The sequence below is a fragment of the Chitinivorax tropicus genome (assembly GCF_014202905.1).
Lineage (GTDB): Bacteria > Pseudomonadota > Gammaproteobacteria > Burkholderiales > SCOH01 > Chitinivorax > Chitinivorax tropicus.
Map to the genome: position 1 here is coordinate 72814 of NZ_JACHHY010000001.1, position 15034 is coordinate 87847.

A 15034-nucleotide genomic window follows, 5' to 3' on the forward strand; every position below is an offset into this window, starting at 1 on the left:
AATGAACATGACAGAAAACCGCATCCGCATCGATCAAGAAGAAGTGCTGTCCGACAACTGGTATATCCTGCGCAAGTACAGCTACCAGTACCAGCGCCAGGACGGGGCCACTCAGCAGCAGGTGCGCGAAGTCTATGACCGTGGCAACGGTGCCACCATTCTGCTCTACAACCTTGAGCAAGGGACAGTCATCCTGATCCGCCAGTTCCGTCTGCCCACCTTCCTGAATGGTTACCACGGTTTCCTGATCGAAACCTGTGCTGGTCTCTTGGATGAAGACGACCCGGAAACCTGTATCAAACGTGAAACTGAAGAGGAAACAGGTTTCAAGGTGAGTCACGTTCGAAAGGTGTTCGACGTATTCATGAGCCCTGGCGCGGTGACGGAACGTATCCATTTCTTCATCGGTGAATACGAACACGACTCACGCAGCCATGTGGGTGGCGGTTTGATTGAAGAAGGAGAGGAAATCGAAGTGCTGGAGCTGGAATTCGACGAGGCATTGGCCATGATCGATCGTGGCGAGATCATCGATGCCAAGACCATCATGCTGTTACAGCATTTGCGATTGAAAAACATACTTTGATCACACTCATCGACTGCAATCAGGCGGGGATGTTAGCCGCCCGAGCAGCCTGGTGGCGCTCTGGGGGCTTGCAGCGCCCCGCTTTGGACATGTCAATCTGGCGGCGCCAGTTCCCGCTCAGATCCGATCGTTCACAGCAGGGTGTCAAGCCAGCTTGAACCGGGCCACCGATACCTGCAGCTGCTCGGCAATGCTGGCCAGATCCTGCGCAGACTGCGAGACACTGACCACCGTGGCCTGATTCTCCTCCGACATCTGCGCCACCACCTCGACCCGCTTGGCCAACTCATTGCTGGCATGGCTTTGTTCGCCAGTCGAAGTGGCAATGCCTCCGATGGCCTGTACGACCACGCCAGCTTTCACCTGCACGTCTTCAATGGTCTGTGCCGCGCGCTCCGACGCGCTAACCACCTCGGTCACTGCATCACAGCTTTGCCGCATACTGGCCTGCGCCGTCTGCACCCCTCTTTGGATCGAGGCGATCATATTGGTGATTTCCGAGGCAGAGGTGGTTGTCCGCTCCGCCAGTTTACGTACTTCATCCGCCACCACCGCAAACCCTCGCCCGGTGTCACCAGCCCGCGCCGCTTCGATGGCAGCATTCAGCGCAAGCAGATTGGTCTGGTCCGCCACATCCTTGATGACCGTGGCAATGCTGCCGATCTGTTGCGCGCTGCTCGACAATGTCTCCAGCTCTGCCGCTGTCTGCACGACCCGTTCGCTGACTTTCTTGACCAATTGTGTTGCGCTGATCACCTCATTATTGCCATGATCGGCCTTGCTGCCCGCCTCGACGGCGTTCTCACTGGCATAGCCGGCATTGTTGGAGATGTTGGCGATACTGACGGTCAACTCCTCCACACTAGCCGCCGCCGACGCTGTCGCATCCACCTGCTGGTTGACACTGGCGGACATCTGCTCTGTTGCAGTGGCCAGCTCCTCCGCAGTGCTGGCCAGGGTCTGTGCGGAATTCAGGATATGCCCGATGGTTGATCTGAGATCACCTTGCATGGAGGACAGAAAGGTCATCATGGTGGCCACCTCATCATTGCCCACCACCTGGATCTGCTCAGAGAAGTCGCCCTGCCCAACGCGCTTGATCGATTGCGCCGCGCGAGCCAGCGCACCGACGATACCCTGTTGCACCAGCAAGCCGAAGATGAACATCAACACAGTCAATACCACGGCAATGGTGATCAATTGATTGCGGGTGGAGGCATAGCTCGCCTCTGCATTTTTATGGGCCTCTTCAGCCAACTGCTGGTTGGTCTCCATCAATTTCGACAGCAAGTCATCCACAATCTTGAATTTGGGGCGGCACTCAGCACGCATCACCTCCAGCGCCTTGGTGTTACCTGCGCCATCGCCAGTGTCAGCATAGGAAAGATCACGTGCCTGCTTGCAGGCAGCCTCCATCGTCGGCCAGGCAGCATCGAATTGTTTGAGCAGATCGACCTCCTGCGGGGTCAGTTCGCTCTTACGGTACTCATCCAGCAAGCGGTTCATTTCAGCCACTTGCTTGGCGCGATTGGCGGTCACTTCATCCATCGCGCTTTTCTCAGGCTCAGCGATGAACCGGTAGTCACTGCGATTGGCATAGATGGCATATTGATTGGCACTCGCGATCAAAATGATCGGTTTCGTCTGATTGGAATACATGTCACCAGCCAGCTTGGCCATGGCGCTGGTGCTTTGAACGCCGATCGACCCGGCAATGATCAAACCTGCCACCGCCAACACAATCAAGGCAATCACCTTCACCCGGATGCTGAAATTGGAAAGCAAGGCCTGCATACCCATCCCCTCATATTTTGATGCTACGGAAACCATCTTCTGTTGAGGGCCACCGGCGCAATCAAGATGGCTCATTGCTTATCTTTATAGCCAATAATCCAGGTATAGGCAGGCGATCAGAAAATAAAACAGGCAGCCAAAGCTGCCTGTTTGTTACCGCGAAATAACCAGCGATCAGGTGATCATGCCCAGCATCTTTGGTAACCACAGCGAAATGCCGGGGATATAGGTCACCACGATCAAGAAGAACACCATTGTCAACAGCCAAGGCCAGACTGCAACCGTCAGCTCAGTGATCCCCATCTTGGTGATGCCCGACGCAACATAGAGATTCAGGCCAACCGGCGGGTGGCACATGCCCACCTCCATGTTCACCACGATCAGAATCCCAAAATGGACGGGATGTATGCCCAATTGTGTCGCCACCGGAAACAGGATCGGTGCCAAGATCAGCACGATCGAAGAGGGTTCCATTACATTGCCCGCCAGCAGCAGCAAGAGATTCACCGCCAGCAGGAATGTGATCGGGCCCAGCCCCATGTGCAGCATCCAGTCTGCCATGGCTTGCGGAATGTTTTCGTGCGTCATCAGGAACGAGAACAACACCGCGTTGGTGATGATGTACAGCAACATCGCCGACATCGACGCCGAATCCAGCAACACCTTGGGAATCTGTGACAGACGCAAGTCTTTGTAGACAAACACAGCGATGAAGAAAGCATACACCGCACTCATTGCTGCAGCTTCAGTCGGGGTGAAGATGCCGGTATAGATCCCGCCCATCACAATGACGATCAACAGCAGGCCCCATACCGAACGACGGAATGCTTGCCAGCGCTCAGCCCAGCTTGCTTTGGCCAGCCGGGGGTAATTGTTTTTCTTGGCCCGCCACCAAGTGGTGAAACCCAGCAGGCAGGCCAGCATGATGCCAGGAATGACCCCAGCCATGAACAAGGCACCGACAGAGGTATTGGTCGCGACCGAGTACATCACCATCACGATCGAGGGTGGGATCAGAATACCCAACGCCCCGGAGGTGGTGATCACCCCTGCGCCAAAGCGGTTGGGGAAACCTTGCTTGACCATCGCGGGCAGGATGATCGAGCCGATCGCCACCACCGTGGCTGGGCTGGATCCGGACACGGCTGCGAACAATGCGCAGGCCATCACCCCGGCCAGCCCCAGCCCGCCGTACCAATGGCCGACCAGGCTGGTGGCAAAATTGATCATGCGCCGCGCCACGCCGCCATGCGTCAGGAAGTTACCCGCCAGGATGAAGAACGGGATCGCCATGATCTCGAATTTCTCAATGCCGGTGAACAGTTTCAATGCCACGGATTCAATCGGCACCTGAGTCATGGTAAACAGAAAGGTCAGCACTGTCAGGCCCAGGGCGATCGAGATTGGCATGCCAGTCAACATCAGGCCAATCAACAGGCAAAAGATGACGGCATTGGCGCCGCCGATATACGCCAGCGCGGCCAGCGCAGCCAGGATCGCAATGGGGACCTTGATGGACAGTGGGTGTTGTGGAGGGGTATATGTCGCGCTCATGCGGGCTGCCTTTCCAATTCTTCGTCCAAACCTTCCACATGGGAATGATCATGCTTCGGCAGCTCACCTGTTCGCAGGAAACGCCATGCTACTTGCAGGAAGCGGAAGCACATCAGATACGAGCCGGCGGGGATGGCCATATATACCCACCAGATCGGTATCTCCATGTCTGCAGATGTTTGATCTGTATGGGCGATTTCCCACACGAATTTCGCGCCCAAGGTGCCGACAATGCCGGTAAACAGCGCGCCCGCCAACAGCCCCAGCACGACCGATATCTGGAAATGCCGCAGACTCAGGCGGTTGATCAGTACATCGACACCCACATGGATACCGGTGCGCACGCCATAGGCCGCCCCGAACTTGGCCATCCACACAAACATGTAGATGCACAGCTCCTGCGCCCAGGACAGGTTGAGACTGAGCAACCAGTCTTGTGCAAACCAATTGAATCCGGTGAGGTAGCGGTGTATGACCGCGACGAAGATGATGGATGTCGCCAACGCCATCAGCGTGGCAATGATGAACTCCTCGATATGATCGAGCAGCTTCATGAATAGCTTCATGATGCCTTCCTTCACAAGCGAGCTGTCATCGACAGCTCATTCAGGCTGGATGATTCTGTTTGCAGTCAGCTGGGTACAGCTGGCCAGCCGTACCCGATCGATGTCACGCGCTGAAGACTGCCTGAAACCGAAAAGAGGTTGTCCAATCCGAGGGATGGCGTGGTATCCACTGAGAATGACTCAGGTGGATACTCAAGCCATCCATGGACACTCGACACTCATTCGTTTGCGTTGAACCCTGTTTCTTTATAGATGGCATCGATCAGCTCTTTGCCAATGCGGCTTTCCATCTGCTTATGAACGGGTGTCAAGGCGCGTTTCAAGGCTTTTTTCTCATCAGCGGTCAATGTGAGGACTTGAGTCTTCCCAGACTTTTTGATGTTGTCGATATCGCCATCGTTTTCGCTCTTGGCAATATCATTGGCGTACTTGGTGGCATCCTTCATTGCCCCTTCCAGCGCTGTACGCACATCGCCAGGGAGCGTATCCCAGAACTTCTTGTTGACGATGACGGCGTAGCCCAGGTAGCCATGGTCAGTCAGTGTCATGAATTTCTGAACTTCATGCATTTTCTGGGTAAAGAAATTCGAGGCAGGGTTTTCAGTACCATCCACCACCCCAGTCTGCAGGGCTTGATACACCTCGGAAAATGCCATGACCTGAGGGTTGGCACCCAGGGTACGCATTTCTGCGTCCAGCACTTTGGAAGACTGGATACGCATTTTCAGCCCTTTGAAATCCTCAGGTTTTTTGAGCGGCTTATTGGCGGAGAACTGCTTGAATCCATTATCCCAAAAAGCCAGCCCCTTGATCCCTTTGCTGTCCAGTTTGCCCAACAGGCTGGCGCCAATGGGGCCTTGTGTAACTTTATGCAACTCAGCATAGTTATCAAAGATATAAGGCAGATCAAAGACTTCGAATTCCTTCACGCCCAGCGGGCCGAATTTTGCCAAGCTGGGTGCCAGCATCTGTACCGCGCCCAGTTGCAGGGCCTCCAGCTCTTCCTTGTCTTTGTATAGCTGGCTGTTGGGATAGACTTCGACCTTGACACGGCCTTTGGTCCGTTCCTCCGCCAGCTTTTTGAATTGCTCGGCTGCCTTACCCTTTGGTGTATCCAATGCCACGACATGGCTGAATTTGATCACAATCGGGTTATCTGCCAGTGCCAATCCCGAGCATGCCAAGGCTAGTGCACCCAGTAGCAACGAGCGACGTTTCATGGAGTGTCTCCTTTTATCGATTAGAGTAAATATATGACAAATTCTGGTGTCTAAAGGACGGCCCCTCAATTGTGGGAAATCGAATACCATCCCGCTGTGGGTTTCCACAGTCTGGCGCAACATAGGGCATATTCCTTACGATGACGGGTATGAATCTCATTTTTCCTCCTCGCGTGCCCACCGCAACGCATCGATCATTGTGGCTGCTACCACGGATCGCCCTAGCGTTGTTCATCGCCGCCGTAGCGGGATTGTTGTGGTACTCACACCATGACGAGCGTAGTGAACAACGGCAGGTTCTGATCAATGATGTGCTTTGGGTTGAGCAGAATCTGCGTTTTCAATTTGAACAAACAGAAGAACGGCTAAGGTCGCTATTGCAAAGTCAGCGCAGTGGTCAGCTCGACCTCGACACTTTCAATGCCCGCGTACAATTCATACAAAGCAGCAACCCCGGCGTGACCCGTGTCCAGATCCGTTCGCCAGATGATGCTGCCATCTACGATAGTACACCAATCGGGCGGCAGTATCTGCCTGAAATCCAGGCTGCAAGCGCCTTTGCGACCCGATCAGGAAATTCTTCATATTCAGATATATTCAAGCAGGGGCAGGATGCCATCATCGCATTGGTGGTACCGGAGGGAGAGCATGTTGCCGTTGCCCTGATGTCGCTCAACAAGATGGTGGCGCAGCAGGTGCCCTGGTGGTTTGCAGTGAAGTACCGGCTGGTGATCCACGACAGCAATGGACAGATCATCGCCAGCAAATCACAGGTTGAAACGGGTGATGAAACCCTGTCCTATCAGGTGCCGCTGGAGCCGCCCGGAAAGGATCTGCTGCTGAAGGTCACCGCCTATCGCCAACCCAGCAGCATTGTCCGCAATCTGCTGGTCACGGCAGTCGTCAGTTTGGCGCTGGCTGTCGTATACAGCTGGTGGCGCCTACGGCGCCACGTCCAAGGGCGACTGCAGGCGGAGGCTGCGTTAAGAGCAGAACATGCCTTCCGGCAGGCGATGGAGGACTCCCTCTCGGTCGGCATGCGCGCCCGTGACCTGGAAGGCAGGATCATCTATGTCAACCCTGCTTTCTGCAAAATGGTCGGTTTCAGCAAGGAGGAGTTGATCGGCGCGACGCCACCCTACCCCTACTGGGTGCCAGAGGCCATGGAACACCACCTGCAGCAGAACCAGGCCGTGCTGTCGGGCAATGCCCCCATGGCAGGGTTTGAATCCCGCATCCGCCATCGGAATGGCCATTATGTGGACACCATGGTCTACACCACCCCGCTGATCGATGCCGATGGCCAGAAGCGCGGCTGGATGAGTTCGGTGCTGGACATCACCGAACGCAAGCGAATCGAGGAGCATACCCGCCAACAAGAAGAAGTATTGCGACAGACCGCCAAATTGGTCAGCATGGGCGAAATGGCCTCGACGCTGGCACATGAGTTGAATCAACCCTTGATGGCCATGTCGGGTTACGCCAACGCAGCCCAGCAGTTGGCCAAGCAGCCTGATCGCCAACTGCTGCTTGGCAGCACATTGGACAAGATTGCTGAGCAAGCCCAGCGCGCCGCCCAGATCGTCAGGCGCATCCGTGAATTCGTCCGTCGGAGCACGCCACACCGTGAGACGTGTAACCTGAATAGCGTAATAGATGACGCAATGGGCTTGGTTGAGCCCGATGCACGCCAGAAACGCGTCAAATTGGTGGTCAACCAGCAACCGCTACCCGACATCCAGGCGGACAAGGTGCTTATCGAGCAGGTGCTGCTCAACCTTTTACGCAATGCGATCGATGCGTGTGCCAGCCAGCCAGCCAGCGGGGGGGAAATCACCATCATGGCGTGCGAATACCGTGGTATGCTGCAAGTCAGCGTGCGGGACACAGGTGGCGGTATCCCCGACCAAGTTGCCCAACACCTGTTCGAAGCGTTTTTCACCACCAAGAACATGGGTATGGGCATGGGCTTGAGTATCTGCCGCTCCATCATCGAAAATCACCAAGGTAAGCTCTGGTTCGAGACTGAGCCTGGCGTCGGTACCTGCTTTCATTTCACCTTACCGTTATGAGCCAATTGGAACTGAAAAACGTCTTTATCGTAGATGACGATGCAGCCGTGCGGGATGCACTGGGGCTATTACTGCTGTCTCATGGCTATTCGGTACGGACTTTTGAGTCAGGCGAACGATTCCTGGCAGCCCTGGAGCCAACATGGGAGGGTGTTGCCGTACTCGACATCCGCATGGAAGGCATGAGCGGGCAGGATGTATTCGATGCATTGCGTCAACGGGGCAGCGAGTTGTTGATCATCTTCTTGTCCGGTCATGGCGACATCCCTATGGCAGTACAAGCAGTCAAGGATGGTGCCTTTGATTTTCTGGAAAAGCCGTGTACCGATCATTTGCTGTTGAGCAAGCTCAATGCCGCCCTGGATATCTGCCTTACCCGTAAACAATCGCGCGGCAACCAGGAAGCGGTGCATTCACGGCTGGGCAAGCTATCCCCTCGGGAGCGGGAAGTAATGGAACGCGTATTGGCTGGCAAGCTCAATAAGGTGATTGCAGATGAACTGGACATCACCATGCGCACGGTAGAAGTCCACCGCGCCAATGTGTTTGCCAAAATGGGCGTGCGCTCGGCAGTAGAATTGGCCCAGCTATTGGCTGGGAAGGAATGACAGAATTTATATTTTCAACAGGTCTGACAGCGTGAATCCTGTCTCTCAATGGATGAACTTATCTGACTGAAATACAAAACCCGCATAGCGAGAAATGACGCTATTGAATCATTCGGCGTGGTCAGCCAAGAAAAATTGACCGCTGATTTTTCTTGGCTTGAATCCAAATTTAATTAGATTTAATTGGTTAGGTGCAATTGAAAGGGAGAAGGATTGGTATCGTGATACCAACCATTAAACCCAACATAACCAACCAGGTCATACGACCCAGTCGCCCAGCCTTGGGTGGAGATGGTGATGGCTGGTGTAATCCATTGACCACCATAAGTCTGGTTAGGATTGTTATTGGCAATCAATTGGCTTTCCGCCACCTGACGACCGGTACTCCGATCAACGATGATGACTGGCACATTATCAAATGTGCCACAACCAGCGGTATTGAAGAAGTCACGGCTGGTGATGAATTTTACATTGATTTGAACGCGATTACCCACCTTGGTTGTCGACGCACCAGGCTCGATAATCGACGTATAGAAACAAGTGCCATTTTTGGTGGTTGCATTCGCCAAGCCCATTGCGCCCAGCATCATCGCCCCAGCAACCAGTTTCGAAACATTCATTTCAGCACTCCCTTGATCATTCATTATTAAGGAAATGTATTGTGTATTTACATGTGATTCAAATGCAAATTGTTCCGACCATAAATATTTAAGCAAGTGGTGATTTATCACCATGAGAATGACTTTTCAAAACCTCATCAGCGAGTGCGAAACCACCCCGTCAGACTCATTCTTTCACGCTTGGCAGGCAACACCTCATGGTAAAAACGAGGGGAGTGGAAAACGACCATGGTACCCGCTCTGGGGGGCACATCAATATATGAATCCGCATTTGATTCATCCAGATAAATCCGCAATTCACCTCCATCCCCCAGTTGCCATTGCTCATTCAAATACAAGATAGTCGTAATCTGCCGTTGCCCGGTGCCACGAAAATTATCGACATGTCTTTTATAGAAAGCACCTTCAGGGTAAATGGCAAAGTGTGTTTCCAACTCTAACAATCCCAGATACAGCGATTGATTCAAAGACTGTCTCAAGGATTCCATCTTATCCAGATAGGTGAGCTGATGTGGCGTCGCGGTTTCCATGTCCAACCAGCGGACATGGTCGGCCCGGATGTCCGGTGCGATCCGCTCTTGCTCCCCCCGCCCTACTGCAGCAGCATGGAACAAGCCATTGCGCCAGCCTTGCCGACAATCTGCCGCCAATGCCGCTACTTCGTAGGCGGAAAAAGTGTCTGGGATGACCACATATCCAACATCGACCAGCCCATCGGTGATCTGGCTCAGTAAAGCGCCGGAAAAGCTCATGCGGATCGCCGCCGAAAGACCAGATCCCAGACACCATGGCCCAGCTTCAGCCCGCGCGCTTCGAATTTCGTCTGTGGGCGATAGCGGGGCTTGTCAGCATAGCCCGACGCAGTATTGATCAGTTCGCCATTGGCGCTGAGCACTTCCAGCATCTGAATGGCATAGTCTTCCCAATCTGTCGCCATGTGGATATAACCACCAGGCTTGAGTTTCTTCACAATTTTCTCGACGAAGGCTGGCTGTACCAACCGACGCTTGTTATGGCGTTTTTTATGCCAGGGATCAGGGAAGAACAGGTGGAAGCCATCCAGTACGCCATCCGCCAGCATATGATCCATCACCTCCACGGCATCATGTCGCATGACACGGATATTGGTGATATTACGTTCCGCTATCAATTTCAGCATATTGCCAACCCCAGGGCCGTGTACCTCGATGCCAAGGAAATCAACATCCGGCATGGTCTGGGCGATGTCCGCTGTTGCTCCGCCCATCCCAAAGCCTATTTCCAGAACCTTGGGTGCAGTGCGACCAAAGACTTCATCGAGGTCCAAAGGTTGTGCCTGATAAGGTACACCCCAACGCGGCATGCCTTCGTCGATTGCACGCTGCTGCGCGGTTGAAAGATGCCCTTGGCGCAATACAAAGCTGCGGATTGGGCGTAATTTCGGGTCATCAGGATTGGTATAAACGTCGTCGGACATGGTGAGCATCTGAAAAAGGTTGCCGGCATGCTATGCCGGCAACGGGTCATACGAATACAGAACGGGGGTACGGTCAGAATCAAGACCGACCGATCAGGCCACTCATGGGTGAGCTGGGGTCTGCGCTATAGAGCTTTCTTGGCATGCGCCCTGCGAGATAGGCTTCGCGGCCCGCCTCCACCGCTTTTCGCATGGCGCTGGCCATCAGTACGGGAGACTTGGCATGCGCGATGGCGGTATTCATCAATACGCCATCACAGCCCAATTCCATGGCGACTGCGGCATCGGATGCCGTGCCCACACCTGCATCCACCAACACGGGGACCTTGCTCTGCTCGATGATCAGGCGCAGATTCCACGGGTTGAGGATGCCCATGCCGGACCCGATCAGGCTGGCCAATGGCATGATGGCGCAACAGCCGATCTCCTCCAGCTGCTTGGCGATGATCGGGTCATCCGAAGTGTATACCATGACATCAAAACCTTCTTTGACGAGCGTTTCTGCAGCCTTGATGGTTTCCAGCACATTCGGAAACAATGTGTTGGGATCGCCCAATACTTCGAGCTTCACCAATGAATGGCCATCCAACAGCTCCCGCGCCAACCGAAGTGTCCTCACGGCGTCATCTGCGCTATAACAACCTGCTGTATTGGGCAGAATGGTATAGCGGGAAGGCGGGATGGCATCCAGCAAATTGGGTTGATTGGGGTCTTGCCCAATATTGACACGTCGGATTGCGACCGTAACGATCTCTGCGCCACTGGCTTCAATCGCAGCCTGCGTCTCGTCAAAATCTTTGTACTTGCCTGTGCCGACCAGCAAACGGGAGGCATAGGCCTTGCCTGCGATGGTTAATGCGTCCATGTGAGATGCCTAGGAAGAAATGGGTTTGAACCAATTGGACTATCAGTAGCTGGGGCCGGGCGTCTGTCAACCGCCACCAACCGCTACCACAATCTCGAACGAATCCCCAGAAGCGATGGTGAGGGCGTCAAATTGACTGCGCGGTACGATCTCACCATTGCGCTCGATGGCAACACGCTTTCCGAGTAGATCCAGCTCTGCGAGCAGCCCTGTGAGGGACACCGCCGCCGCGAAATGTCGCGGCTGACCATTGATCATGACTTCAATCACGGTAGTCATAGAGAAATTGAGGAAAAGGGATACATTGTAACACCGCAACCCGGGTCTCAGGCTGATGTGGCACGCATGCGATTGATCCGAACCACAACCTGCAGCTGCCGCAACGCTTTCATGACCTTGGCCAGGTGTTGCCGATGCTCAACCTGCAAGGTGAAATTCAACGTGGTATAAGCACTCTGATTGGGCTCATCTTCCATATGCACATTCTGGATGTTGGCATGCTCGTCCGCAATGGTCGAAGCAATCTGCGCCAGAGCGCCCCGCTCATGCACGGCAAGCACTTTGACCGCCACATCGAACATCCGCTTGACAGCCGGGTCCCACTGTACATCTAGCATTTTGTCCGGATCAGGTCTGCTTTTCTGCAAAACCGGGCAGTCGTGGGTATGCACCACCAACCCCTGCCCTTTCTTGACCACACCAATGATAGGATCACCCGGAATCGGGTTGCAGCAAGGAGCAAACTGTACCGCCATTCCTTCCGTGCCATAAATGGTGATGGGGTCTGGCTTATGGGCTTCATTAGGCATCTGACCAGAAATCTGCAAGAGCCGCCGCGCCACCACGACCGGCAGTCGCTTACCCAATCCGATGTCAGACAGGATTTCCTGCCTGGAGCGATCGCCGGATTCCTTCAGGAAGCGCTCCCACAATACTTCATCGACCTCCACATGTTCGGTTTTCAATGCATGTAGCGATTGATTGAGCAGCCGTTCGCCCAAGGCAACCGATTCCTCATAACGCATGGTCTTAAGGAAGTGACGGATATGCGACCGCGCTTTGCCGGTGGCAACAAAATTCAGCCATGACGGATTAGGTCGGGCTGTACTGGCGGTGATGATCTCGACCCGATCTCCATTGCGCAGAATGGTACGCAAGGGCATCAGCTCATAGTTGATCTTGGCCGCGATGCATCGATTGCCGATGTCAGTATGCACCGCATAGGCAAAATCCACTGCTGTTGCACCCTGCGGCATGGCCATGATCTTGCCTTTGGGCGTAAAGACATACACCTCATCAGGAAACAGATCGACCTTGATATGCTCAAGAAACTCAACGGAATCGCCGCTCTCCGATTGGATCTCCAGGAGACTTTTCAGCCATTGGTGCGTTTTCTGCTGCACCTCGTTGATGCTGACATTGCCAGATTTATAGATCCAATGCGACGCTACGCCCGCCTCAGCGAGCTTATGCATCTCCTGCGTGCGGATTTGGATCTCGACAGGGGTGCCATAAGGACCAAACAACGTCGTGTGCAGGCTCTGATAGCCGTTGGCCTTGGGAATGGCGATATAGTCCTTGAATTTGCCAGGAATCGGCTTATACAGACCATGTAGCGCACCCAGAGCCAAGTAGCAGGAGGGCACATCCTTCACGATCACACGAAAGCCATAGATGTCGAGCACCTCAGAAAAGGTCAGGTGCTTTTCCTGCATCTTCTGATAGATCGAAAACAAGTGCTTTTCGCGGCCTGATATCGTCGAATCCAGCCCGGCATCTGCCAATTTGTTACGTACCGCGTCCGCGATCTTACCCACGACTTCCCGACGGTTGCCCCGGGCGGCACGCATGGCTTTGGACAACACAGCATAGCGATGCGGGTGGACATAGCGGAAACTCAGGTCTTCCAGCTCTTGATAGACGCTGTTCAAACCAATACGGTTGGCGATTGGCGCATAGATCTCCATGGTCTCACGAGCAATCCGCTTCTGCTTGTCCGGATTCATGGAATCCAGCGTACGCATATTATGAAGCCGATCCGCCAGCTTGATCAGGATGACGCGGATATCCCGCGCCATGGCCAACAGCATCTTCCGGAAATTTTCAGCCTGCGCATCTTCCTTGGTCTGGAATTCGAGCCGCTCCAGCTTGGAAAGACCATCTACCAGATCCGCGACCGGGCGCCCGAAATGCTCGGCGATTTCGAGCTTGGTGACGCCGGTATCCTCCATGACATCATGCATGAGTGCTGCACACAATGCCTGAGAATCCAGGAACCACTCGGACAGGATGCCAGCGACCGCAATCGGGTGCGTGATATACGGCTCACCGCTTTTGCGGAATTGCCCGGCATGGGCCTTGGCCGCGAACCGGTACGCCACCTCAAGCAAGGTGACTTCATCCGGCTTCAGATAGGCAGAAACTTTGGCGAGTAACGCCTGTGCTTCAGGCAACAGCGGATCCAGGTCGGCGGTGCCGACCTGAGGGCGTGTGGACGGGATCGTCGATTGCGTACCCAGCATGCTCCACTCCGCTATGAAAACGCAATCAAGCCTGGCCGCGATTCATGATTTCCGAGCCAACATGGCCGGCAGCGATCTCACGCAATGCCAGCACAGTGAACTTGTCCTTGCCGGGCTCGACAAAAGGGGTTGCACCAGAGGCCAGTTGGCGAGCGCGATAGGTGGCAGCCAGTGTCAGATCAAAACGGTTGGCGATTTTGTGCAGGCAGTCTTCAACAGTGATACGAGCCATGATTCAGTCCCGAGATAATAAAAGATTCAAGGTTTAAAGATGAAAGTGTGGCATATATGGCGGGCATCCAAGCCTCTGCCACACAGGAGACTTGCCCGGGCGAGCGTCAGAACGCGCCGCCTTTCAATTCCGAAAACAGATCTCGATGGCGCTCAGCCTGTCGGAGCAGCTTCAAACGCTGGGTACGGACAATTGCCAGCAGGTCATCCAAGGCCACGTCGAGTGACTCATTGATGACGGCGTAGTCAAATTCATCAACATGCGAGATGTCATCGCGGGCTGCCGCCAGGCGACGTTGGATGGTTTCTTCGGAGTCTTTTCCCCGCCCACGCAGGCGGTTTTCCAGCGCTTCGAGGGACGGCGGGAGGATGAAAATACCAATCGCATCTTGAAACAATCTGCGTACCTGATGCGCACCTTGCCAGTCGATCTCCAGCAGAATGTCATTTCCCAGCGCGAGCTGATCAGCGATCCAGCGCTGCGACGTACCGTAGTAATTACCATAAACCTCTGCGCATTCGAGGAATTCACCTCGATTGATCATCTCCTGAAATAGATCGCGAGAGACAAAATGGTAATGTTTGCCATCCACCTCACCCTCGCGCGGCGCGCGAGTGGTATAGGAAACAGAAAGTTTGACGTGAGGGTCTGCGTTCAGCAGCGCATTGACCAAAGTGGTCTTACCCGCGCCAGACGGCGCCACCACGATGAAAATTGTACCTTGTTGCATAGTGAGCTTGATCGGGTTGTGAGGCAACCCAGCAGTCTTCAATATTTCAATTTAACACAAAGGAAGCCCGGCTGTACGGACGAGCAAGCCCTTATTGCGTGCGGATCAATTAAACGGTCTCGGTGCGAGCCATCCGCATGATTCTCATGCAGTACATCCAAGTCCTCTTCCGGCAGGGGCAAGTCAGACAAAGATGTGCATGCATCAGA

15 protein-coding genes are annotated in these 15034 nt (G+C 54.2%); 3 read left to right on the forward strand and 12 right to left on the reverse strand.

The genetic code is table 11. The annotated features are described in order from the left end of the window. Positions 1 to 7: 7 nt before the first annotated feature. Positions 8 to 586, forward strand: a complete 579-nt coding sequence (nudK, locus tag HNQ59_RS00190; protein ID WP_184033533.1) for a GDP-mannose pyrophosphatase NudK — start codon at positions 8 to 10, stop codon at positions 584 to 586. Between the two features lie 144 nt (positions 587 to 730). Here nudK and HNQ59_RS00195 read toward each other — a convergent pair whose 3' ends face one another. From HNQ59_RS00195 to HNQ59_RS00210, 4 genes are all read right to left on the reverse strand, one after another. Next, complete coding sequence (locus HNQ59_RS00195; RefSeq protein ID WP_184033536.1) at positions 731 to 2455, reverse strand: methyl-accepting chemotaxis protein; 1725 nt, start codon at positions 2453 to 2455, stop codon at positions 731 to 733. 99 nt (positions 2456 to 2554) lie between these two features. Beyond that, a complete protein-coding gene (locus HNQ59_RS00200; protein ID WP_184033539.1) occupies positions 2555 to 3934 on the reverse strand; it encodes a TRAP transporter large permease in 1380 nt (459 codons plus the stop codon). Beyond that, entirely contained in the window at positions 3931 to 4488 is a 558-nt protein-coding gene (locus HNQ59_RS00205; protein WP_184034090.1) for a TRAP transporter small permease, read from the reverse strand. The genes HNQ59_RS00200 and HNQ59_RS00205 overlap by 4 nt, the downstream gene beginning before the upstream one ends. A gap of 230 nt (positions 4489 to 4718) precedes the next feature. Beyond that, entirely contained in the window at positions 4719 to 5720 is a 1002-nt protein-coding gene (locus HNQ59_RS00210; RefSeq protein WP_184033542.1) for a TRAP transporter substrate-binding protein, read from the reverse strand. Between the two features lie 149 nt (positions 5721 to 5869). Here HNQ59_RS00210 and HNQ59_RS00215 point away from each other — a divergent pair, with 149 nt between their 5' ends. Both HNQ59_RS00215 and HNQ59_RS00220 read left to right on the forward strand, forming a co-directional pair. Further along, positions 5870 to 7792, forward strand: a complete 1923-nt coding sequence (locus tag HNQ59_RS00215) for a two-component system sensor histidine kinase NtrB (RefSeq protein WP_184033545.1) — start codon at positions 5870 to 5872, stop codon at positions 7790 to 7792. Then, a complete protein-coding gene (locus tag HNQ59_RS00220; protein ID WP_184033548.1) occupies positions 7789 to 8400 on the forward strand; it encodes a response regulator transcription factor in 612 nt (203 codons plus the stop codon). Before HNQ59_RS00215 ends, HNQ59_RS00220 begins: the two co-directional genes overlap by 4 nt. 179 nt (positions 8401 to 8579) lie before the next feature. On the opposite strand, the gene HNQ59_RS00225 is transcribed toward HNQ59_RS00220, so the two are convergent. From HNQ59_RS00225 to gmk, 8 genes are all read right to left on the reverse strand, one after another. Then, a complete protein-coding gene (locus HNQ59_RS00225; protein ID WP_184033551.1) occupies positions 8580 to 9134 on the reverse strand; it encodes a hypothetical protein in 555 nt (184 codons plus the stop codon). Positions 9135 to 9157: 23 nt separating this feature from the next. Beyond that, positions 9158 to 9772 (reverse strand): 2OG-Fe(II) oxygenase, encoded by a 615-nt coding sequence (locus HNQ59_RS00230; protein WP_184033554.1) that lies wholly within the window; start codon positions 9770 to 9772, stop codon positions 9158 to 9160. Continuing rightward, a complete protein-coding gene (gene trmB, locus HNQ59_RS00235; protein ID WP_184033557.1) occupies positions 9769 to 10476 on the reverse strand; it encodes a tRNA (guanosine(46)-N7)-methyltransferase TrmB in 708 nt (235 codons plus the stop codon). Before trmB ends, HNQ59_RS00230 begins: the two co-directional genes overlap by 4 nt. A 79-nt stretch (positions 10477 to 10555) precedes the next feature. After that, a complete protein-coding gene (locus HNQ59_RS00240; RefSeq protein WP_184033560.1) occupies positions 10556 to 11341 on the reverse strand; it encodes a thiazole synthase in 786 nt (261 codons plus the stop codon). Between the two features lie 66 nt (positions 11342 to 11407). Further along, positions 11408 to 11611 (reverse strand): sulfur carrier protein ThiS, encoded by a 204-nt coding sequence (gene thiS / locus HNQ59_RS00245; RefSeq protein WP_184034093.1) that lies wholly within the window; start codon positions 11609 to 11611, stop codon positions 11408 to 11410. A 56-nt stretch (positions 11612 to 11667) separates the two neighbouring features. Next, positions 11668 to 13863, reverse strand: coding sequence for a RelA/SpoT family protein (locus HNQ59_RS00250; protein ID WP_184033563.1), 2196 nt, complete (start codon positions 13861 to 13863; stop codon positions 11668 to 11670). 25 nt (positions 13864 to 13888) lie between these two features. Beyond that, positions 13889 to 14095 carry a DNA-directed RNA polymerase subunit omega gene (gene rpoZ / locus HNQ59_RS00255; RefSeq protein ID WP_184033566.1) on the reverse strand — a complete coding sequence of 69 codons (207 nt, stop codon included), beginning with the start codon at positions 14093 to 14095 and terminating at the stop codon, positions 13889 to 13891. A 106-nt stretch (positions 14096 to 14201) separates the two neighbouring features. Next, a complete protein-coding gene (gene gmk, locus HNQ59_RS00260; RefSeq protein WP_184033569.1) occupies positions 14202 to 14825 on the reverse strand; it encodes a guanylate kinase in 624 nt (207 codons plus the stop codon). Positions 14826 to 15034: the final 209 nt, after the last annotated feature.

Coding starts and splice junctions, on each gene's coding strand:
- HNQ59_RS00215 (WP_184033545.1), top strand. CDS start 5,870: ATGAATCTCATTTTTCCTCCTCGCGTGCCCACCGCAACGCATCGATCA.
- trmB (WP_184033557.1), bottom strand. CDS start 10,476: ATGTCCGACGACGTTTATACCAATCCTGATGACCCGAAATTACGCCCA.
- HNQ59_RS00240 (WP_184033560.1), bottom strand. CDS start 11,341: ATGGACGCATTAACCATCGCAGGCAAGGCCTATGCCTCCCGTTTGCTG.
- HNQ59_RS00195 (WP_184033536.1), bottom strand. CDS start 2,455: ATGAGCCATCTTGATTGCGCCGGTGGCCCTCAACAGAAGATGGTTTCC.
- HNQ59_RS00220 (WP_184033548.1), top strand. CDS start 7,789: ATGAGCCAATTGGAACTGAAAAACGTCTTTATCGTAGATGACGATGCA.
- HNQ59_RS00205 (WP_184034090.1), bottom strand. CDS start 4,488: ATGAAGCTGCTCGATCATATCGAGGAGTTCATCATTGCCACGCTGATG.
- HNQ59_RS00210 (WP_184033542.1), bottom strand. CDS start 5,720: ATGAAACGTCGCTCGTTGCTACTGGGTGCACTAGCCTTGGCATGCTCG.
- nudK (WP_184033533.1), top strand. CDS start 8: ATGACAGAAAACCGCATCCGCATCGATCAAGAAGAAGTGCTGTCCGAC.
- HNQ59_RS00250 (WP_184033563.1), bottom strand. CDS start 13,863: ATGCTGGGTACGCAATCGACGATCCCGTCCACACGCCCTCAGGTCGGC.
- rpoZ (WP_184033566.1), bottom strand. CDS start 14,095: ATGGCTCGTATCACTGTTGAAGACTGCCTGCACAAAATCGCCAACCGT.
- HNQ59_RS00225 (WP_184033551.1), bottom strand. CDS start 9,134: ATGGTGATAAATCACCACTTGCTTAAATATTTATGGTCGGAACAATTT.
- gmk (WP_184033569.1), bottom strand. CDS start 14,825: ATGCAACAAGGTACAATTTTCATCGTGGTGGCGCCGTCTGGCGCGGGT.
- HNQ59_RS00230 (WP_184033554.1), bottom strand. CDS start 9,772: ATGAGCTTTTCCGGCGCTTTACTGAGCCAGATCACCGATGGGCTGGTC.
- HNQ59_RS00200 (WP_184033539.1), bottom strand. CDS start 3,934: ATGAGCGCGACATATACCCCTCCACAACACCCACTGTCCATCAAGGTC.